Origin of the sequence: Sphingosinithalassobacter tenebrarum (assembly GCF_011057975.1) — a bacterium.
GTDB classification, from domain to species: domain Bacteria; phylum Pseudomonadota; class Alphaproteobacteria; order Sphingomonadales; family Sphingomonadaceae; genus Sphingomonas; species Sphingomonas tenebrarum.
Genome location: NZ_CP049109.1, coordinates 3,273,395 through 3,292,611, shown reverse-complemented (window position 1 = coordinate 3,292,611; position 19,217 = coordinate 3,273,395). Strand labels below are relative to the sequence as shown.

Genomic DNA, 19,217 nt, shown 5'->3' with positions numbered 1-19,217 from the left:
ATGATTCAGGCGGTCGGCCACAGCCCGACGATCAGGATCGCCGCCAGCGCCAGCGGGCACAGCCACGCGATCAGGAAGCGCCACAGGACATGGATTCCACCGTCGATGCCGTTCTCCGCATCGACCAGCCGCCGATCGGCGATCCAGCCGGTGAAGATCGCGGTCAGCAGCCCCGAAAGCGGCAGCAGGATCTTGCCCGAAATCGCGTCGAGCGAGTCGAGGATGTCGAGCCCGGCAAAGGCCGGCCAGAAGCCGAGCGGATGCACGTCGGAAAGCAGATTGTAGCCGAGTGCCGCCAGCGTCCCCACCGCGAAGGCGAGCGCCGCGATGATGATCGCGGCAGGCGCGCGGGCGATGTTGAAGCGGTGCATCAGCCACGAAGCGGGTGCCTCGAGCAGCGCGACCGAGGATGTCAGCGCGGCGAACCCTACCATGACGAAGAACAACAGCCCGATCAGCGATCCGAACGGCATCGCCTGGAACGCGACCGGCAGCGAGACGAACATCAGTCCCGGCCCCGACCCGGCGTCGAGGCCGGCGGCGAAGACGATCGGAAAGATGCACAGCCCCGCCATGATCGCGACGCCGGTATCGGCGACGGCGATGATCGCGGTCGAATTGGCGAGATTGGTCTCGCGCCCGGCATAGGCGCCATAAGTGATCATCAGCGCCGAACCGAGCGAAAGCGAGAAAAACGCCTGGCCGAGCCCCGCCAGCATCACATCGCCGTGAAACAGCCGGTCGGGGTTGAAGGCGAACAGGAACGACATCGTCTCGCCGAGCGCGCCGCTGAACAGGCTGTACACGGTGATGCCGAGGAACAGGATGAAGAAGGCGGGCATCAGCCATACCGCGACGATCTCGATCCCCCCGCTGACGCCGCGCGCGACGAAGAACAGGGTGATCGCCATGAACAGCGCGTGCAGCCCGATCAGCATGCCCGGATTGCCGAGCAGCCCGGGAAACAGCCCCTCGATCGCCGCCTGATCCATGCCCGCGAGCGCGCCGCCGGCGAAATTGCCCGACAATGCGGTAACGAAATCGCTTGCGAACACGCCGACATAATAGAGCACCCAGCCCGCGACGACGCAGTAGAAGCTGAGGATCAGGAAGGCGCCAAGCACGCCGAAACTCGCGAGCAGCGACCACAAGGTCGAGGCATTCGAATCGCGCGCCACCTTCTTGGCGCTTTCCACGGCCGAACTGCCGCCGTGGCGTCCGATCAGCATTTCCGAAAGCAGCACCGGCATGCCGATCAGCGCGACGCAGACGATGTAGAAGATGACGAAGGCGCCGCCGCCATTCTCGCTGCCTGCGCGGGAAAGCGCCAGAGATTGCCGAGCCCGACGGCCGAGCCGATCGCGGCCATGATGAAGGCGAAGCGCGAGGACCAGTGCGGTTGCGAATCGGGCGCCTGATCCGTTGATGCGCCGCCTGTCACTGCCATGCCCGATGCTTCCCCCTGGTTACGAAAGATACCAGCCTAACGCCTAGTCTTGCGCAAGCATAGGCCCGAGCTTGCGTCCCGCGAAGATATGGACGTGAAGATGCGGCACTTCCTGATGCGCGTCCATCCCGACATTGGCGAGCAGCCGGTATCCCGGTTCGACCAGCCCGGCCTCGCGCGCCACCTTGCCCACCGCCCGGATGAATCCGGCAATCTCCGTCTCGGGCGCATTCGCCGAAAAATCGTCCCAGCTGACATAGGCGCCCTTGGGGATGACGAGGATGTGATGCGGCGCCTGCGGATTGATGTCGTGGAAGGCGAGCGCATATTCGTCCTCATACACGGTCTTGTTGGGAATCTCCCCGCGCAGGATCTTCGCGAAGATATTCTGATCGTCATAGGGCGCGGTGGCGTCGATGGGCATGCGAGTCTCCTCTCGGTTGTCGCGACATACCCATTCCTCCCCCGGAGGGGGAGGGGGACCATGCGCAGCATGGTGGAGGGGTAAGCGCCAAAAACGCTACCAGCGGCCTGCGGAGAGCTACCCCTCCACCGGCTGCGCCGGTCCCCCTCCCCTTGCAGGGGAGGAACCGGGAGCGTCGCCAATTTCCGCAATTCCGTCTATGTGGCCGCGGTCGGCGTGACGGAATCGGGTGACGTGCCGCACCAGCGGCCCCGAAAGGGTGCGGGTTCGACCCCTGCCGCCGGCCCTTCCCAGTCTCACCGTCATCCCGGGCTTGACCCGGGATCCAGCTTTTTCTGCTTCCTCTGCGCCGGGAAAAGGCAGCTGGGCCCCGGATCAAGTCCGGGGTGACGTCAGCGCGGCGCGTTGGTTCCCACTGCCGGCAATCCCGCCCCGTCGCCCCTGCGCAGGCAGGGGCCTATCGCTGTACCGTTCGTGCAATCGGCTGACACAGGCGCGGCCGATATGTGTCGGTGTTACCGCGACACGCTACAGACATGGGCCCCTGCCTGCGCAGGGGCGACGCAACGGGGGTTCACCCCCGCGCCGCCTTCTCCGCGATCCCCGACATCCCCTCGCGCCGCGCCAGTTCGGCGCGCACGTCGTCGAGGGTGAGCCCCGCGTCCGCCAGCAGCACGATCAGGTGGAAGATCAGGTCCGCCGCCTCGCCGGTCAGCGCCGCCTTGTCCTCGGCGACGGCGGCGATCGCGGCTTCGACGCCTTCCTCGCCCAGCTTCTGCGCCATCTTCTTGCGGCCCCTGGCCGTCAGCTTCGCCACATAGCTGGTTTCGGGATCGCCGGTGCGGCGCTCGCGGATCGTGGCTTCCAGCCGGTCGAGAATATCCTGGGACATGCCACTCGCCTTGCGCGACGGCGGCTTGCTGTCAATCCTCGGAGGGGCCTGCCTCGCGCGACTTGCGCGCCCGCGCGCGCATCGCCCGGCGGACGAACCACAAAGCCAGCGCGGCGAAAGCGACCAGCGCGATGTCCGATAGCTGCGGCATCGTGCGTCCGCCGCTATCGCTCGCGGCAAGGGCAGGGGCGGCGACGGTCGCAGGGAGCAGGGCGAGCAGGCGGTACATCAACATCCCTCGTCATGCTGAATCCCTCGACGATGCTCGGGACAGGCTCGTTTCAGCATCCACCGTGCCACAAGCCAGGCCCGTGCAGGTGGAGGAGTGGACCCTGAAACAAGTTCAGGGTGACGGTTTCGCTTGGGATTAGTCGAGCATTTCCAAGCAAGGCCCATCACCACGGACCTAACCCATCACCCCCAACCAAAGCGTTAATCCCGAACCGGAATCCCCGCCGCCGCCAGCGCGGCGTGCGCGTCGGCGATGCTCGCTTCGCCGAAATGGAAGATCGATGCCGCCAACACCGCGCTGGCATGGCCGTCGCGCACGCCTTCGACCAGATGCTGGAGATTGCCGACTCCGCCCGATGCGACCACCGGCACCGACACCTGATCGGCGATGGCCCGCGTCAGTTCCAGATCGAACCCCGCGCGCGTCCCGTCGCGATCCATCGACGTCAGCAATATCTCGCCCGCGCCAAGCTTGGCGAGGCGCAGCGCATGCTCCACTGCGTCGATCCCCGTCGGGCGGCGCCCGCCATGCGTGAAGACTTCCCACTTGGCGTCGCCCGTCCGCCGCGCATCGACCGAAGCGACGACGCACTGGCTGCCCATCCGCTCGGCAATGTCGGAAACGACTTCGGGGCGCGAGACGGCGGCGCTGTTCACTGCCACCTTGTCGGCACCCGCGAGCAGCAGCGCGCGCGCGTCCTCCACCGTTCTCACACCGCCGCCGACGGTGAGCGGCATGAAGCAGACTTCGGCGGTGCGGCTGACCACGTCGAGGAACGTGCCGCGCTCCTCGTAACTCGCGGTGATGTCCAGGAAGCAGAGTTCGTCCGCACCGGCGGCGTCATAGGCCCGCGCCTGCTCGACAGGATCACCCGCGTCGCGCAGTTCGACGAAATTGACGCCCTTCACCACGCGCCCCTCGGCGACGTCGAGACAGGGAATGACGCGGGCGCGGACGGTCACTTCCCCCCCTCCCGCATGCGCGAGGGGGGCGGGGCGTGGGCACCCGCTATCAATAGGCGCTGCGTTTTGCGGTGAGCGCGAGCCCACCCCCTGATCCCCTCGCGCAAGCGGGAGGGGAGAAGTGCGTGCGCCATCATCCCTTCGCCACCCTGATCGCTTCGGCCAGATCGAGCCGGCCGTCGTAAAGCGCGCGGCCCGTGATCACGCCTGCCACTCCGTCGGAGACATGGCCGGTCAGCGCCGTGATGTCCTCGATCCCGGCAACGCCGCCGCTGGCGATGACGGGAATGTCGACTGCCTTGGCCAGCGCCACCGTCGCTTCGACATTGCAGCCCTTGAGCAGCCCGTCGCGCCCGACATCGGTGAACAGCAGCGCGGCAACGCCGGCATCCTCGAACCGCCGGGCGAGATCGGCGACCGAGACATTGGTGACATCGGCCCAGCCATTGGTTGCGACCATTCCGTCGCGCGCATCGACGGCGACGACGATCTGGCCGGGATGGACGCGTGCGGCTTCGCGCACCAGTGCCGGGTTTTCCAGCGCGGCGGTGCCGATCACGATGCGATCGACGCCGATCTCCAGCCAGCGCTCGATCGATTCGCGCGTGCGGATGCCGCCGCCCAGCTGGACCTTGCCGGGAAAGGCGCGGATCGCATGGTCCACTGCCGCGCGGTTGACGGTCTTGCCCGCGAACGCGCCGTCGAGATCGACGACATGCAGGTGATCGGCGCCCGCGGCCGCGAATGCCTCGGCCTGCGCGGCGGGGTCTTCGCCGTAAACCGTGGCGCGCGCCATATCGCCTTCGGCAAGACGCACCACCTTGCCGGCCTTCAGATCGATCGCGGGGAAAACGGTGAGGGTCATAGTTCCTCCCCCAGCTTGCTGGGGGAAGGGGACCGCCAGCCGCAGGCTGGTGGTGGAGGGGCCGCCGTCGCAGACGGCGGTGTTCCACCGCCGCCCCTCCACCATCGCTGCGCGATGGTCCCCCTCTCCGAGGCAAGCTCGGGGAGGAATTGGAAAGTCACGGAGCCCATGCGAGAAACCTTTCGACCAGCGCGATGCCGTAGCGCTGGCTCTTTTCGGGGTGGAACTGGACGCCGACGATATTGTCGCGCCCGATCGCGGCGGTCACCGGTCCGCCATGATCGGTGACGGCGAGCACGCCTTCGTCGCCTTCAAACGCGAAGCTGTGCAGGAAATAAGCCTCACCGGATTCGATCAGCGGGTGATCGACCAGCGGCGTCACGTCGTTCCAGCCCATATGCGGCACGCGCACGCCGGTTGCCGGAAGTTCGCGTACCGTGCCCGGTATCCAGCCGAGCCCGGCATGGCTGCCCATTTCCACGCCGGTCGTCGCGAGCAATTGCATGCCGACGCACACGCCAAGGAACGGCACACCGCCGCCCAGCACGCGCGTCTCCATCGCCTCGACCATGCCGGGGATCGCCCGAAGCCCCGCGGCGCAGGCACCGAACGCGCCAACGCCGGGCAGCACCACGCGATCGGCGCGCAGCACCACATCGGGATCGTCGGTCACTGCAATGTCGGTCGCGCCCGCCGCCTTCAGCGCATTATGCACCGAATGGAGATTGCCCGCGCCGTAATCGATCAGCGCGACGCTCACGGAAGCAGGCTCTCCAGCCCGGGCGCGGCAAGGCTCGGCTCGAACGCGAAGAAACGATATTCGGCGACATCGGCGAGCGCGAAGGGATCGCTCGCGCACCAGGCCTGGGCTTCCTCCACGGTTCCGCGCACGATCAGCATGCCGCCGGTCACCGGCATCTTGCGTCCCGACAGCGCCAGCCTGCCTGCCATCAATCCCTCGCGCAGCCATTCGAGATGCGCGGGGCGCAGCTCGGTGATCTCGGCGGGATCGACCTTATAGGTCAGCTCGACGATGACGAGGCTCATAATGTGCCCTTGGTGCTGGGGATGACATCCGCCTTGCGCGGGTCGATCTCGACCGCTTCGCGCAGCGCGCGGGCAAGGCCCTTGAAGCAGCTTTCGGCGATATGGTGGTTGTTGTCGCCATAGAGCGTTTCGACATGCAGCGTGATACCCGCATTCTGCGAAAAGCTCTGGAACCAGTGTTCGAACATCTCGGTGTCCATCTCGCCCAGCCGCTTCTGGCTGAACACCGTCTTGAACACGCAGTAAGGCCGCCCCGAAATGTCGACTGCGACGCGCGTCAGCGTCTCGTCCATCGGCGAGAGCGCGTCGGCATAGCGGCGGATGCCCTTCTTGTCGGCGAGCGCCTTGGCAATCGCCTCGCCGATCGCAAGCCCGGTATCCTCGACCGTGTGATGCTGGTCGATATGCAGGTCGCCGACGGTCTTCACATCCATGTCGATCAGCGAATGGCGCGAAAGCTGCTCCAGCATGTGATCGAAAAAGCCGATCCCGGTGGAAATCGCATAGTTTCCCGTTCCGTCCAGATTGACGGTGACGTCGACCGATGTCTCGCTGGTCTTGCGGCTGACGGTGGCGGTGCGCATGGCGCCTCCATAGCGTCGTTGCGCCGCCATGCAATTCGTAACGGGCTTGCGCGGGGGCAAGTCTGGCTTGACCGTCGACACACAGTCGCTAGCAGTTGGCGCATGAACAACAGCGTACCCGACAGCCTGATTCCCTATGACGAAATCGTGCAGGAGGCATTGCGCGCAGTCGTCGGCCGGGTTCTGGGGCAGGTCGCCGAAAGCGGCGGTCTGCCAGGCGCGCATCATTTCTACATCACCTTCAAGACGCAGGCGCCGGGCGTCGACATTCCCGACCGGCTGATCGAACGCTTCCCCGACGAAATGACGATCGTCCTTCAGCATCGCTATTGGGATCTGAAGGTGGATGACGAGAAATTCTCGGTGGGTCTCAGCTTCAACCAGATCCCGTCGATGCTGTTCATCCCGTTCTCGGCGATCACCGGTTTCCACGATCCGGCAGTGAATTTCGAACTGCGTTTCCACGTCAATGACGATGACGGCCCCGAAACCGATCCCGATGCCTATGACGACGCCGGAAATGACGGCGAAGGCGACGCTGCGGTCGTACAGTCCGAAGACGGGTCGAACGTCGTGTCGGTGGACTTCAAACGGAAGAAGTGAGCGATCGGGCTCTCACGTCACCGACGATGGGTGATGTCTGGGCCGTATCGCGGGTGTCGCTGGCGACGCTGCTCGTCCTGTTCGGGCCGGCGGCCTATGCGGCGCTTGGCTTCTGGCTGGAAACGCAAACCGGGATTTCCTTCATTCCCGATCTCGGGCTCTGGACATTGGGCGTCCTGCTTTTACCGGGCATTCTGGGCCTTATCCTGCTGCGCCTGAACTATATGCTGATCCTGGCGGTGCCGCCTTATTGCGCGCTGATGGGGCCGGCCTTGTTTTACGGTATTCTCTTCGTTGCCTGTCTCGATAGCTCCGCTGCCTGCCTGTAGCTGAACCGCCGGTTGCGGTGCTCTTGGCCCCTTCCCGGATCGCGACGGTCCCCCTAGACTCGGGGCATGGCCGGTTCCCAGGACTTCACTCCCGATCCCCGTAACGCAAATCTCCTCGTTCACCTGAACGGCGAGCTTGTTCCGCACGCCACCGCCAGCGTCTCGATCTTCGACGCGGGGTTCGGGCTGGGCGACGGGGTGTGGGAGGGGCTGCGGCTGCACAAAGGCGCGCTGCTGTTCCTCGATGCGCATCTCGACCGGCTCTATGCGGGCGCGGACGATATCCGCATCGATATCGGCCTGACGCGCGCGGAGATGAAGGCCGCGCTGCGCGATCTGCTCATCGCCAACGATATGCAGGACGGCGCGCATCTCCGCCTGATGGTCACGCGCGGGCGCAAGGCGACCGTCAATCAGGACCCGCGCAACGCGCTCGGCCGGCCGACCATCGCGATCACTGCCGAATATAAGGCGCCGGCGCAAATCCCCGGCGGCGGCCTGACCGTCCAGAGCGTCACAACGCGCACCTCCGGCCCGGAAATGTTCGACATGCGATTGAATTCGCACAGCCGCCTCAACTTCATCCGCGCATTGCTCGAAGCGATCGACATCGACCCGGAGGCCGACGAAGCGCTGATGTGCGATCCGCACGGAAACGTCGCCAGCTGCAACGCCACCAACTTCTTCTGGGTGAAAGGCGGCACGGTGTTCGTCGCGGGCGACCGCTACTGCTTCAACGGCATCACGCGCGGTAACGTCATCCTCGCCTGTCGCGGCGGCGTCGCGCCGATCGAACAGGGCAGTTTCCCGCTCGAACGGGTTTATGACGCAGACGAGGCGTTCGTTACGGGCACGATGGGCGGGATCACGCCGGTTCGCGCGATCGACGGCCGCGAACTCCCGCAAGTGAACGGCCCGGTAACGCAGGCCGTGACCGACGCCTACCAGGTGATGAAGGACGCGGACGCCGCCGCGAACCGGCTGGTATGACAGTACGGATCGCCATGTGGTCGGGCCCGCGCAACTGCTCGACCGCGATGATGCGCGCGTTCGAAAATCGCGACGATTGCGACGTTTCGGACGAGCCCTTCTACGCCGCCTTCCTTGCCGAAACCGGTATCGTCCACCCGATGAACGACGCGGTTCTCGCCTCCCAGCCCAATGATTGGCGCGACGTGGCGGCGGCGATGACGGGGGAGGCGCCCAACGGCGCGCCGATCTGGTATCAGAAGCAGATGTGCCACCATATGCTGCCCGATTTCGGGCTCGACTGGATGGACTCGGTCACCAATGCCTTCCTGATCCGCCCGCCCGAACAGGTGCTGGCGTCGTACATCGTCAAGCGCGGCGACGTCACGCTCGAGGATATCGGCGTCGTCCGCCAGTGCGAGCTGTTCGATCGCGTCGCGGAGCGCACCGGCGCCGCGCCGGTGGTGATCGAAGGGCCGAGCGTGCAGCGCGATCCGCGCGAAAGCCTGACCATCCTGTGCGAAGCGCTGGCCATTCCCTTTTCGGATCGAATGCTGAACTGGCCGCCGGGACGCCGGGCCAGCGACGGGGCATGGGCGCCCGCCTGGTATGACGCGGTAGAGAAATCCACCGGTTTCGCAGCGCCCAGCCACGTCGCCACGATCGACGACCTGCCCGAGGCGATCAAGCCGATCGCGGAGGCCGCACGCCCCTATTACGAGCGCATGGCGCAACACCGCATCGGCTGATTTGACCGGCCTTCCTGTATTGTCTTGATAATACACCCGTGATCCTGCACACAGGGCGCCGAACAGAGCCATGTCCATGCAGGGAGGGACAAACTTGGCCGACAGTGAATCGGAAGAGACGATCGCGCTCGAATTGCGCGGCCTCGGCAAGGCCTATGGCCGCGGTACCAGGGCCAAGCGCGCGGTCGACGATGTGTCGCTGTGCGTGCGGTGCGGCGAAGTCTATGGCTTTCTCGGTCCCAACGGCGCGGGGAAGAGCACCACGATCCGCATGGCGCTCGGCCTCATCCGCCCGAGCGCGGGCGAGGCCTTCGTTTTTGGCCGCCACGTTACCGAAAAGGGCGCACTTGCGCGCGTCGGCTCGCTGGTCGATGGCGGCACATTTTATGCCTTCCTGTCGGGACGCGACAATCTGCGCGTGCTCGCGCGGACGCAGGGACATGACGGCGAGCGGATCGAGCAGGTGCTCGAGCGCGTCGATCTTTCCGGTGATGCGCACCGCAAGGTGAAGGGCTATTCCACCGGCATGAAACAGCGGCTCGGCGTCGCCGCCGCTTTGCTCGACAATCCCGATCTGGTGATCCTCGACGAACCCGCGAACGGCCTCGATGCCGCAGGCATCCAGGATATGCGCGCGCTGATCCGCGGGCTGGCGGGGGAGGGGAAGGCGGTGTTCCTGTCGAGCCACCTGCTCCACGAAGTCGAACAGATCTGCGACCGCGTCGCCGTGGTCAACAAGGGCAAGCTGCTGCGCGAAGCCACGGTCGGCGAATTGCTCGCCAAGGGCGAAGTGCTGCGCGTCGACGCCGAACCCGCAGACGCCGCCATCGCCGCGCTCGGCGATCGCTGGCCGGTCGAGGCGACCGACAAGGGGCTGAGCGTCCGCGCCAGCCGCGCCGATACGCCCGAAATCGTCCGGCTGCTCACCGCCGCGAAAGTCGATGTCTTCGCCATCGGCCCCGATGATCGCAGCCTCGAAGAAATCTTCCTCACCATGACGAGGGACCCGCAAGATGCTTGATGCCGTCCGCGCCGAAGCGCTGAAACTGCACCGCCACCGCGCGACATGGCTGATGGTGTGGATCTATCCCGTCGGCGTCGCGCTGATCACGCTGGGCGTGCTTATCTATACCGCGCTCTCCGCGTCGGGCCCGCCCGAAGCGGGGTCGTCCGCCGCGCGTTGGATCGCCGACTCGGCGATTTTCTGGTCGATCCCCAAGTCAGCGCCGGGGCGCTTCCTGATCGCGGGCTTCGCCGCGTTGGTATTCGCGGGCGAATATGGCTGGAACACCTGGAAGCTGATCATCCCCGCGCGTTCGCGCTGGCAGTTGATCGCGGCGAAATGGGTGGTGGTGTTCGGCTTCGTCCTGCTCTCGCTGCTCGCAACCGATCTGATCGGGCTGCTCGGCGAATGGCTCGGCGGCTTCCTTGGTTCGCCGCTTCCCGAAGGCATCACCTTCGCCGCGCTCGCCGACGCGCATTTGCGGGCGATGGCGAACGCGCTGCTGCCGATTGCCTATACCGTCGCATTCGCGGGCCTGTTCGCGGTGCTGACCCAGTCGATCCTCGCGACGGTGATCCTGTCGATCGCGCTGGTCGTGATCGAGCAGCTGATGCCGCTGCTCGCCGTCTTCGCCGCGCAATATGCGCTGTCGCTGACGGCACTGCTGGTCGAAGTCCTGCCTTTCTATCACATCGCCAATTTCCTCAGCTGGACGACGGGCAGGGGCCTCACGCTGCCGCTGGCGCCCGACACGATCATTTCCTTCTCGATGGGCAGTTCGGCCGCGATTTTGGCCGGCTGGACTGTCGCGGCGGGCGCGGCGACGCAGCTCCGCTTCCTGCGGCAGGATTTGAACTGATCGCCGCCTTCAACAACCTCCCGTCGCCCCGGCCTTGAGCCGGGGTCCGGCTGCCTTTTCCAACATCGAGGCAGCAGAAGAAGCTGGATCCCGGGTCAAGCCCGGGATGACAAGGCGGCGGGTCGTGCGAAGCGCAACCGTTCCTCCTTGTCCGTCGCCCCTGCGCAGGCAGGGGCCCATGTCTATACCGTGTCGCGAGAAGATCTGACACAGGGCGCGCGCTCCCCTGTCCGCCTGAGGCTTAGGACGATACAGAGATAGGCCCCTGCCTGCGCAGGGGCGACGCGATACTGTCGGGCACAATTCCCGCTGTCCTACACGGCGCATTCGTGGCTAAACCCGGGCATCATGGCGCACTCCGCATCCCCGGCCGGCTCCGCTCGCAACCGCGACCGCCGCTCGGGGAAGGACAAGGACAGGGGACGTGGTGTCTCTTTTGTCTCCTTCCGCCCTCCCGATACCCGCGCGCCCGCGCTTGGCATCGGCCCGACTCAGGCGCTAGAGCGCGCGCGACTCCCCGCTCGGGGACTGGATGTGAAGAAGGAAAATCGCCCGTGACCACTCGCACCGAAACCGATTCGATCGGCCCGATCGAAGTTCCCGCCGACGCCTATTGGGCCGCGCAGACGCAGCGTTCGATCCAGAATTTCCCGTTCGGCAGCCAGGAACGCATGCCGCTCGGCATCGTCCATGCGCAGGCGATCGTGAAGCAGGCGGCGGCGCGAGTGAACCGCAAGCACGGGCTTGACCCCAAGGTCGCCGACGCGATCGAGGCGGCGGCGCAGGAAGTGATCGCGGGCAAGCTCGACGATCAGTTCCCGCTGGTGATCTGGCAGACCGGCAGCGGCACCCAGACCAACATGAACGTCAACGAAGTGATCGCCGGCCGCGCCAATGAAATGCTCAGCGGCACGCGTGGTGGCAAGTCGCCGGTGCACCCGAACGATCACGTCAACATGTCGCAGTCGTCGAACGACAGCTTCCCCACCGCGCTCCATGTCGCGGCGGCGCTCGCGGCGCGCGACACGCTGTCGCCCGCGCTCGATCGCCTCACCGACGCGCTGGTCAACAAGGCCAAGGCCTGGGATCACATCGTCAAGATCGGCCGCACGCATACTCAGGACGCGACGCCGCTCACCCTCGGCCAGGAATTCTCCGGCTATGCCGCGCAGCTGATCAGCTGCAAGGCGCGGCTCGAAGGCGCGCGCGAAGGCAATCTCAAGAAGCTCGCCATCGGCGGCACTGCGGTCGGCACCGGCCTCAACGCGCCTCAGGGCTGGGCCGAGGATATGTGCAAGGCGATCAGCGACATTTCGGGGATGGAATTCGAGCCCGCCCCGAACAAGTTCGAGCAGCTCGCGGCGAAGGACGGGCTCGTCTTCTTCTCGGGCGCGCTCAACACCCTGGCGGTGGCATTGAACAAGATCGCCAACGACATCCGCTTCCTCGGCTCGGGCCCGCGCTCGGGCCTCGGCGAGCTTTCGCTGCCGGCGAACGAACCGGGCAGCTCGATCATGCCGGGCAAGGTCAACCCCACCCAGTGCGAATCGCTGACGATGCTGGCGGCGCAGGTGGTCGGCAACCATCAGGCGGTCACTGTCGGCGGCATGCAGGGCCATTTCGAACTCAACGTGTTCATGCCGCTGATCGGCGCCAACGTGATGCGCTCGATCGACCTGATGGCGACCGGCATGGTCAACTTCGCCGAACGCTGCGTCGACGGGATCGAAGCCAATGAACAGCAGATCGCCGATCTGGTCGGCCGCTCGCTGATGCTGGTGACGGCGCTGGCGCCCGAAATCGGCTATGACAACGCCGCCAAGATCGCCAAGAACGCGCACGAAAAGGGCCTGACGCTGAAGGAAAGCGGCCTGGCGCTCGGCCTGGTCGATGCGGAAACGTTCGACCGCGTGGTGAAGCCGGAAACGATGATCGGGCGGTGAAGAATTCCTCCCCAAGCTTGTCTTGGAGAGGGGGACCGCTCGCGAAGCGAGTGGTGGAGGGGCGGCGACACAGTCGCCGTCTGGCCAGGTGGCAAGCATCACGCCGCCGTTTGGCGGCGCCACTCCACCACCAGCCTGCGGCTGGCGGTCCCCCTCCCCGAGCAAGCTCGGGGAGGAATGGGAACTTCCCGCGCGCTCCAGCGCTTGTCCTGCGACACGAATTTCGGGAGCAAAAACATGGGTGCTACGACCACAGGCGCGGTTATCGGCGGCGCGATCGATGCGATGAGCGGCGATGACAGCGCGGTAGACGGCGCAGTGATCGGCGCGGTTGCCGCCAACGTGCTCAAGGTGGCGGTGCCGGTTGCCGCCACGGCCCTGCTCGGCTGGATGGTTTATCGCGGCGCCAAGGCGGTTTTGTACGATATCTCGTCAAAGCCGCGTCAGCATGCCTGAAGCGGCATGCGGCATGGCCGAGCAGGCTTGACGGAAGCGGTCGGGCCGCGCCACTAGCGCGCATGCCCCATAGCCCCGAACAGGATCCGCACAGTTTCAAGCGCCGTGGCGTGCTCTTCGTCCTTTCCTCGCCCTCCGGCGCGGGAAAATCGACGATTGCCCGCAAGTTGCTTGCCAACGACCCCTGGCTGACCATGTCGGTCTCCTACACGACCCGGCCGATTCGCCCCGGGGAGCAGGACGGCGTCGATTATCATTTCGTCGATACCGAGATGTTCAAGTCGATGGTTTCGGCGAATGAATTTCTCGAATGGGCGCATGTCTTCGATCATCGCTACGGCACGCCGAAGCAAAGCGTGTTTTCGATGCTGGCGAGCGGGCATGACGTGTTGTTCGACATTGACTGGCAGGGTGCACAGCAGCTGTTTCAGCTTGCCGGGGGGGACGTCGTTCGGGTCTTCATCCTACCGCCGTCGATGGAGGAACTGCACAAGCGCCTGGTCGCCCGCAACACCGATTCGGAAGAGGTGATCAACCGCCGCATGGCCCGTGCCGCCGGTGAAGTGAGCCACTGGGACGGTTATGACTATGTGCTGGTGAACGACGACGTCGAAAAATGCTATGAGGAAGTCCGTACCATCCTGGCGGCCGAGCGTATCCGGCGTTCGCGGCAGACGGGATTGATCGGATTCATCCGGGGCCTGCTCAAATAGCGCCCGTATCGAAGGGGGAGTGATATGCCGCGTTTGCTGTTAGGCGGAGTTGTCGGTGGTCTGGCGATGTGGTTCGTCGGATTCATCTTCTGGGGTACGCCGCTCAGCTATCTGGCCTTCACGGTGGCGCCAGACGCGCAGGGTCTCGCGGTGCAGGCCGCGCTGGCGGAAAATCTCGGGCCGACCGGAACCGGCGCCTATCCGATTCCCTGGCCGGGCACCAATGCGGGCACCTCGGCCTATGGCAACGGCCCTACCGCAATGGTGCTGTTCAACAATAACGGTTTTCCCGTGGTCGACAGCAGCGCTCTGATCGGCGGACTGGTGCTCGCCATCCTCTGCGCGCTCGTCATTGCCGCGGCGCTGCGCAGCTTCACCCAGGGGGCCAGTTTCGGCACGCGGATGAAGCTGGTCGCGCTATTCGCGGTCGCGATCACTGTCTATGTCGATCTGGGGCAGCCGATCTTCAATCACGCCCCCTGGGGCTATTTCCTCTTTGCCTGGGTCGCCGATCTGGTGTCGTTCCTCGCGGCGGGCGCAGTGATTTCGCGCTGGTTCATGCCCCGGCAGCTTCCGGGAGCCGACTAACCGATCAGGCCCAGAAACCGGGCGCCCGCGTCGAATTCGGCGCGGTGCGCTTCGCGGGTCTTCGTCGCGAGATCGTCCTCGCCCCATTGTTCGGCCTGCCAGTCTTCATCGACCTGCGCCGCGGCCCAGACCGCGTCGCGGCTCGCCGCGCCTTCGAGGAGCGCAAGCGAAGCGATCAGCGAGCCGCTGACGGACACGAGCGGATAGAGGCCGGCAAGCTCATAGGGTGAGCGCTCCGCCACTGCGCCGTTCAGCCGCGCGATGGTGGCCTGCGGCTGGGCGCGGTGCATCACGCCGGAAACGGTCTCCAGTTGGACGCCATACCGGCCGCGCGCCCAATCGAGCAGCGGATCCCAATGCGCCGCCTGCCGTGCAACGAGCTCGGCCGGGCTGTCGGCGCGATAGCAGAGCAGGTCGCTCTCGCCATAGGCCGCCAGCCCGGCGGCGAAATCAGCGGCGGCGGGCGCGATCCGGTCGACCGCGGCATTGGCCAGCCCGGTCAGCGGCATGGCGCGCGGATCGATCTGCTCGCCCACGGCGCGCCATTCCTCGGCAATGGCTTCGGCAAGCGGCGCGGAGGGCACGGTCAGCCGCACGCGTCCCGGCGTGTTCACGCTCCGCCCGTCAAGCGCGATGCCATAGCCCGCATCGCCCAGATCGGTAACGTCGGCTTCCGTCCAGAATCGCTTCATGGGGCGGGCGGCGTCCGCCAGCGACGTGCCATTGCCTTGGGAACGACCACCATCACGTAAAGGCCGCTCAGCAGGATCGCCCCGCCCAGCATGGTCAACTCCCAGCTCGTCGCGCGGCCGGCCAGGATCAGGCCGAAGACCGCGCCCACGGTGGCGACGATCTGCACCGCGACCATCGCGAAATAGCGATTGCGTGCCAGCTTGTCGGATTCGTTCATTGCGCGACGATAGCGGATCAGACGGCGGCGGGGGAAGAGCCCGACCATGTTTCGTGCAGGTGACCGGGCAGGTGCAGCGCATGGTCGGCGACAATGCGGGCGCCGGCACCGATCAGTTCCTCGGGCCCGTGATAGCCCCAGGCTACGCCGACGCCATGCGCGCCCGCCGCCACGGCCATCGCCATGTCGAAGCTGGTGTCGCCGATCACCACGGTGGTTTCGGGAGCGGCGCCGGCTTCCGCCATCGCGGTTTCGACCATTGCGGGATGCGGCTTGGACGGATGACGATCGGCGGTCTGCAGCGTCGCGAAGCGCTGTTTGATGCCGTGATGCTCAAGGATGTGATGCAGCCCGCGATCGGATTTGCCGGTCGCCACACCCAGCAGCCATCCGGTATCCTCGAGCGCGGTCAGCGTATCGGCGATGCCTTCGAACAGCGGTTCTTCATCCATCGTGCCGCGCTGGCGCATGGTGAAGAAGGCATGTTTGTAGTCTTCCGCCATCGCCTGATGCAGCGCCGTGTCGCCATCGGGGACGAGGCGGGCAATCGCGTCGACCAGGCTCAGCCCGACAATCCGGCGGATCGCGGCGCGATCCGGGGGAACGAGACGGGCGATGGAGAAACATTCCTCCATCGCCCGGCATATATTGGCCTGACTGTCGACCAGCGTCCCGTCGCAGTCGAACAATGCCAGGCGGTTCACGTGGATTTCGCTCTGACGGCGATCAGATGGAGGCGCCACACTGACGCAGCTTCGATTCGATTTCCGCCGACCGTTCGAGCCGCAGGCTGATCACCAGGTCGTCGCCGGTGAAGAAACCGATCAGTTCATTGTCTCCGAAGTCCTCGAGGAAATCATTGCCATCGAGGCTGAGGCGGAAGGCGTTGTTTCCGTTGTCCATCCGCAGGCCATAGGCGGTGACGGTACCCCAATCGTCGTTGAGAGTGTCGCCCTGCGCGAAATACATCTTGTATTGGAGCTCCTGGCCGTTGCTCATGGTGAAGTCGGAATCGATCACCACCAGCATGACGCGGTCATCGGCGGGATAATAGCCGACTGCGAGATGCGTATCGCCGTCGAAAGAACCGATGGCGCGGCAATTTTCGGGATTCTTGAAGACGCTCCAGCCGCCGACTTCCGCATAGACATCCTGCGCCGAGGCAACTGCCGGCGACATGGCAAAGGCAGCGGCGGCGGCCGCAATAACAGCACGGAACTTCATGTTAATCTCCCCAATTCCAGTCGTTCGACCAGCGTCCCGCCAGGGTGATGCCGGATTCCGTATTGTGATTCCAGTCCGTAACTGAAGCTAACCGTGCTTGTAATGAAACGGATTGCGGCGCTTTCCTGATCTGGATCAGCCGCCGCGCTTGCGTCGTTCGCCGCGGCGTTCCTTGCGAACGGACTTGGCATGCTGGCGCGCTTTGGCCTTCTTTTCCTCCCTGCTCGGCGGAGGCGGCGAATCATCGATGGGCAGCGTGTCGCCAAGCGCTTCGTCGAATCCCAAAGTGTCGAGCGTTTCGGCGAAATGCTGGGGCAGGGGCGCCGTGACATCGATCTTGCCGCCATCGGGGTGATCGATGCGGATGCGGCGCGCGTGCAGGTGCATCTTGCGACTGACTCCGCCGGTCAGGAAGGCATCCTGCCCGCCATATTTGCCGTCGCCGATGATCGGGTGCCCGATCGCGGCCATGTGCACGCGCAACTGGTGGGTGCGCCCGGTGAAGGGCTGCAGCTCGACCCAGGCGGCCCGATTGCCCGCGCGCTCGATCACGCGATAGCGCGAGCGCGCCGGCTGGCCTTCCGCCTCGTCGACATGCATCTTTTCGCCGCCCGTGCCCGGTTGCTTGGCGAGCGGCAGATCGATGATGCCGTCGTCGATATCGGGCACGCCGATCACCAGTGCCCAATAGACCTTGCGCGCGCTGCGACCCGAAAAATGCTTCGAGAAATAGGCGGCGGCGCGCGCGGTACGCGCGAGCAGCAGCGCGCCCGACGTATCCTTGTCGAGCCGGTGGACGAGCTTGGGCCGCGATTCGAGATCGAACGTCAGCCCGTCGAGCAGCGCATCGACATGCTCGTGCGTCTTGGTGCCGCCTTGCGTCGCGAGGCCCGGCGGCTTGTTGATGACGATCGCCTGCGCGTCGCGGTGGAGCACCAGCGACTGGACGAACTCGGTCTGTTCGGGTGTCAGCGGCGGGCGGCTCGATTTCTTCTTCGCGGGCTTTTCGGGCTCGGCCGGGGGGACGCGGATCACCTGGCCCGCTTCGATCCGGTCTCCCGGCGCTGCGCGCGCGCCGTCGACGCGCAACTGGCCCGTGCGCGCCCAGCGCGACACGATGTTGAAGCTGGCTTCAGGCATATGCCGCTTGAACCAGCGGTCGAGGCGGATGCCGTCATCGTCGACGGAGACAGTGAATTGCCGGACTTCGCTCATGCCACTGCCCTTACCAGCGCCAGGCCCGCCGCGACCGCGGCGATCGCACCGACCACCGACATCGCGACATAGCCGAGCATGCCGCTCCAGTCGCCGCGCTCGATCATCACCATTGCGTCGAGCGAGAAGGTCGAGAAAGTGGTGAACCCACCGAGCATGCCGGTGCCGAGGAACAGCCGCCATTGCTCGCCGCCCGTGCCGACACGCGCCATCACGCCGACGAGCAGCCCCATCAGCAGCCCGCCGATCAGATTGGCCATCAGCGTGCCCCAGGGATAGCCGGGGCCGAACCACAGCAGCGAGAATTTGCCGATCATGTGCCGGCCGCCCGCTCCGATGGCGCCGCCCAGCATGACGATAAGGAGATGCAGCATGTCCCGCGCGTTAGCGCGGTTCGCGACGAAAGGGAAACGCCGCGCGCTCGCGGCTCAGATTCCGTTGTTGGCGATCAGATCGATATCGGTGCCGCCGTCGCCGCGCGGCGACAGGAACAGCACATAGGCGCCATCATCCGACGCGCGCGTTCCGCCCAGGATATGTTCGCGGCCGTCGACCTGGTGCTCGGCGTCATAGCCGGCGCGTTTGACGGCGGTGTAATACCAGTCGAGCATCCGGTCGATCGGGGCGGGCGAGGAGAAGCTGACGACGCGCAGCCCGCAATCGCCGCTTTCGGTGCCGGCAGCCTCGGTGACGCGCGCCTGCGGATAAAGCGGGATATCGCGCGGCAGTCGCTGGGCCCAGCTCGCCGAATATTGCAGATCGGCGGCGCATTCGCCCAGCCCGCCATTGGCCTGGCGTTCGGCGAGACCGCCCAGCGTCACCGATTCGCGCGCGGCCCGGCATTGTTCGCAGTCTTCGGCGGGTACCGGGTCGGGCACCTGCATCAGCTCGCCTTCGACAGGATTGCTGTTGGTCGCGACGCCATCGGCGGGAATCGCACCCGAATAGGGCTGCCCGGGGGGACGAATCGAATCGCGATTGGATTGCTGCGAAAGCTGCGGATCGACCATGATCTGGTCCTGCAGCGCGGCGGTCAGCGCCGGATCGGCTTCCTGCACGTTGGTCTGAACGTCGTCGCGCGATTCCCCGCCGCCGCAGGCAGCGAGCGCCAGCGACAGTGCGACAGTGCAGAAAAGGCGCGTCTTGCGGACCATGACCGAACTCCGTTTGCCGACCTTGTGCCGCTCAAGGGTTAAGGTTCGG

At 65.6% G+C, this 19,217-nt stretch carries 27 protein-coding genes and 1 tRNA gene; 11 read left to right on the top strand and 17 right to left on the bottom strand.

What is annotated here, in order from left to right:
- Positions 1-5 precede the first annotated feature (5 nt).
- The 3 genes from G5C33_RS16220 to G5C33_RS16215 are packed head-to-tail and all read right to left on the bottom strand — an operon-like array spanning position 6 to position 1,871.
- Complete coding sequence (locus tag G5C33_RS16220) at positions 6-1,250, bottom strand: sodium-dependent transporter (protein WP_266095909.1); 1,245 nt, start codon at positions 1,248-1,250, stop codon at positions 6-8.
- 5 nt (positions 1,251-1,255) lie between these two features.
- Positions 1,256-1,447, bottom strand: a complete 192-nt coding sequence (locus G5C33_RS19450; RefSeq protein WP_266095908.1) for a hypothetical protein — start codon at positions 1,445-1,447, stop codon at positions 1,256-1,258.
- A gap of 43 nt (positions 1,448-1,490) precedes the next feature.
- On the bottom strand, positions 1,491-1,871 hold the full coding sequence (locus G5C33_RS16215) for a histidine triad nucleotide-binding protein (RefSeq protein WP_165328091.1): 381 nt from the start codon (positions 1,869-1,871) through the stop codon (positions 1,491-1,493).
- A gap of 210 nt (positions 1,872-2,081) precedes the next feature.
- Between G5C33_RS16215 and G5C33_RS16210 the strand changes: the two genes are divergently transcribed.
- Positions 2,082-2,157, top strand: a tRNA-OTHER gene (locus G5C33_RS16210).
- A gap of 288 nt (positions 2,158-2,445) precedes the next feature.
- Here the strand turns inward: G5C33_RS16210 and G5C33_RS16205 are convergent.
- The 7 genes from G5C33_RS16205 to hisB all read right to left on the bottom strand — a co-directional run bounded on the left by G5C33_RS16205 (position 2,446) and on the right by hisB (position 6,453).
- Positions 2,446-2,763, bottom strand: coding sequence for a phosphoribosyl-ATP diphosphatase (locus G5C33_RS16205; protein ID WP_165328090.1), 318 nt, complete (start codon positions 2,761-2,763; stop codon positions 2,446-2,448).
- 31 nt (positions 2,764-2,794) lie between these two features.
- Complete coding sequence (locus G5C33_RS16200; RefSeq protein WP_165328089.1) at positions 2,795-2,992, bottom strand: hypothetical protein; 198 nt, start codon at positions 2,990-2,992, stop codon at positions 2,795-2,797.
- Positions 2,993-3,195: 203 nt separating this feature from the next.
- Positions 3,196-3,957: an imidazole glycerol phosphate synthase subunit HisF gene (hisF, locus tag G5C33_RS16195; RefSeq protein ID WP_165328088.1), complete on the bottom strand. Its 762-nt coding sequence runs from the start codon at positions 3,955-3,957 to the stop codon at positions 3,196-3,198.
- A gap of 133 nt (positions 3,958-4,090) precedes the next feature.
- Entirely contained in the window at positions 4,091-4,822 is a 732-nt protein-coding gene (gene hisA, locus G5C33_RS16190; RefSeq protein ID WP_165328087.1) for a 1-(5-phosphoribosyl)-5-[(5-phosphoribosylamino)methylideneamino]imidazole-4-carboxamide isomerase, read from the bottom strand.
- Positions 4,823-4,979: 157 nt separating this feature from the next.
- Complete coding sequence (hisH, locus tag G5C33_RS16185) at positions 4,980-5,582, bottom strand: imidazole glycerol phosphate synthase subunit HisH (RefSeq protein ID WP_165328086.1); 603 nt, start codon at positions 5,580-5,582, stop codon at positions 4,980-4,982.
- Complete coding sequence (locus G5C33_RS16180; RefSeq protein ID WP_165328085.1) at positions 5,579-5,869, bottom strand: YciI family protein; 291 nt, start codon at positions 5,867-5,869, stop codon at positions 5,579-5,581. The genes hisH and G5C33_RS16180 overlap by 4 nt, the downstream gene beginning before the upstream one ends.
- On the bottom strand, positions 5,866-6,453 hold the full coding sequence (hisB, locus tag G5C33_RS16175) for an imidazoleglycerol-phosphate dehydratase HisB (RefSeq protein WP_165328084.1): 588 nt from the start codon (positions 6,451-6,453) through the stop codon (positions 5,866-5,868). Before hisB ends, G5C33_RS16180 begins: the two co-directional genes overlap by 4 nt.
- A gap of 102 nt (positions 6,454-6,555) precedes the next feature.
- Between hisB and G5C33_RS16170 the strand changes: the two genes are divergently transcribed.
- The 10 genes from G5C33_RS16170 to G5C33_RS16125 all read left to right on the top strand — a co-directional run bounded on the left by G5C33_RS16170 (position 6,556) and on the right by G5C33_RS16125 (position 14,665).
- Entirely contained in the window at positions 6,556-7,056 is a 501-nt protein-coding gene (locus G5C33_RS16170; protein ID WP_165328083.1) for an SspB family protein, read from the top strand.
- Positions 7,053-7,385: a hypothetical protein gene (locus G5C33_RS16165; RefSeq protein ID WP_165328082.1), complete on the top strand. Its 333-nt coding sequence runs from the start codon at positions 7,053-7,055 to the stop codon at positions 7,383-7,385. The genes G5C33_RS16170 and G5C33_RS16165 overlap by 4 nt, the downstream gene beginning before the upstream one ends.
- 66 nt (positions 7,386-7,451) lie before the next feature.
- Positions 7,452-8,375: an aminotransferase class IV gene (locus G5C33_RS16160; protein WP_165328081.1), complete on the top strand. Its 924-nt coding sequence runs from the start codon at positions 7,452-7,454 to the stop codon at positions 8,373-8,375.
- Positions 8,372-9,103, top strand: a complete 732-nt coding sequence (locus G5C33_RS16155; protein WP_165328080.1) for a sulfotransferase-like domain-containing protein — start codon at positions 8,372-8,374, stop codon at positions 9,101-9,103. Before G5C33_RS16160 ends, G5C33_RS16155 begins: the two co-directional genes overlap by 4 nt.
- Before the next feature lie 94 nt (positions 9,104-9,197).
- Positions 9,198-10,124: an ABC transporter ATP-binding protein gene (locus G5C33_RS16150; RefSeq protein WP_206518580.1), complete on the top strand. Its 927-nt coding sequence runs from the start codon at positions 9,198-9,200 to the stop codon at positions 10,122-10,124.
- Entirely contained in the window at positions 10,117-10,965 is an 849-nt protein-coding gene (locus G5C33_RS16145; protein ID WP_165328078.1) for an ABC transporter permease, read from the top strand. The genes G5C33_RS16150 and G5C33_RS16145 overlap by 8 nt, the downstream gene beginning before the upstream one ends.
- Positions 10,966-11,519: 554 nt before the next feature.
- On the top strand, positions 11,520-12,908 hold the full coding sequence (gene fumC / locus G5C33_RS16140) for a class II fumarate hydratase (protein WP_165328077.1): 1,389 nt from the start codon (positions 11,520-11,522) through the stop codon (positions 12,906-12,908).
- Between the two features lie 237 nt (positions 12,909-13,145).
- Positions 13,146-13,364 carry a hypothetical protein gene (locus G5C33_RS16135; RefSeq protein WP_165328076.1) on the top strand — a complete coding sequence of 73 codons (219 nt, stop codon included), beginning with the start codon at positions 13,146-13,148 and terminating at the stop codon, positions 13,362-13,364.
- A gap of 62 nt (positions 13,365-13,426) precedes the next feature.
- Complete coding sequence (gene gmk / locus G5C33_RS16130) at positions 13,427-14,077, top strand: guanylate kinase (RefSeq protein ID WP_165328075.1); 651 nt, start codon at positions 13,427-13,429, stop codon at positions 14,075-14,077.
- A gap of 24 nt (positions 14,078-14,101) precedes the next feature.
- Entirely contained in the window at positions 14,102-14,665 is a 564-nt protein-coding gene (locus tag G5C33_RS16125; protein ID WP_165328074.1) for a hypothetical protein, read from the top strand.
- Here the strand turns inward: G5C33_RS16125 and G5C33_RS16120 are convergent.
- The 7 genes from G5C33_RS16120 to G5C33_RS16090 form a co-directional block, all read right to left on the bottom strand.
- Complete coding sequence (locus tag G5C33_RS16120; protein ID WP_165328073.1) at positions 14,662-15,357, bottom strand: ATP12 family chaperone protein; 696 nt, start codon at positions 15,355-15,357, stop codon at positions 14,662-14,664. The genes G5C33_RS16125 and G5C33_RS16120 overlap by 4 nt on opposite strands.
- Complete coding sequence (locus G5C33_RS16115) at positions 15,354-15,575, bottom strand: hypothetical protein (protein ID WP_165328072.1); 222 nt, start codon at positions 15,573-15,575, stop codon at positions 15,354-15,356. The genes G5C33_RS16120 and G5C33_RS16115 overlap by 4 nt, the downstream gene beginning before the upstream one ends.
- 17 nt (positions 15,576-15,592) lie before the next feature.
- Entirely contained in the window at positions 15,593-16,279 is a 687-nt protein-coding gene (locus tag G5C33_RS16110) for an HAD-IA family hydrolase (RefSeq protein ID WP_165328071.1), read from the bottom strand.
- A gap of 22 nt (positions 16,280-16,301) precedes the next feature.
- Positions 16,302-16,799 (bottom strand): hypothetical protein, encoded by a 498-nt coding sequence (locus G5C33_RS16105; protein ID WP_165328070.1) that lies wholly within the window; start codon positions 16,797-16,799, stop codon positions 16,302-16,304.
- A 135-nt stretch (positions 16,800-16,934) separates the two neighbouring features.
- Positions 16,935-18,014: an RluA family pseudouridine synthase gene (locus tag G5C33_RS16100; RefSeq protein ID WP_228275101.1), complete on the bottom strand. Its 1,080-nt coding sequence runs from the start codon at positions 18,012-18,014 to the stop codon at positions 16,935-16,937.
- On the bottom strand, positions 18,011-18,388 hold the full coding sequence (gene crcB / locus G5C33_RS16095) for a fluoride efflux transporter CrcB (RefSeq protein ID WP_228275100.1): 378 nt from the start codon (positions 18,386-18,388) through the stop codon (positions 18,011-18,013). The genes G5C33_RS16100 and crcB overlap by 4 nt, the downstream gene beginning before the upstream one ends.
- A gap of 54 nt (positions 18,389-18,442) precedes the next feature.
- Positions 18,443-19,168: a hypothetical protein gene (locus G5C33_RS16090; protein ID WP_165328068.1), complete on the bottom strand. Its 726-nt coding sequence runs from the start codon at positions 19,166-19,168 to the stop codon at positions 18,443-18,445.
- Positions 19,169-19,217: the final 49 nt, after the last annotated feature.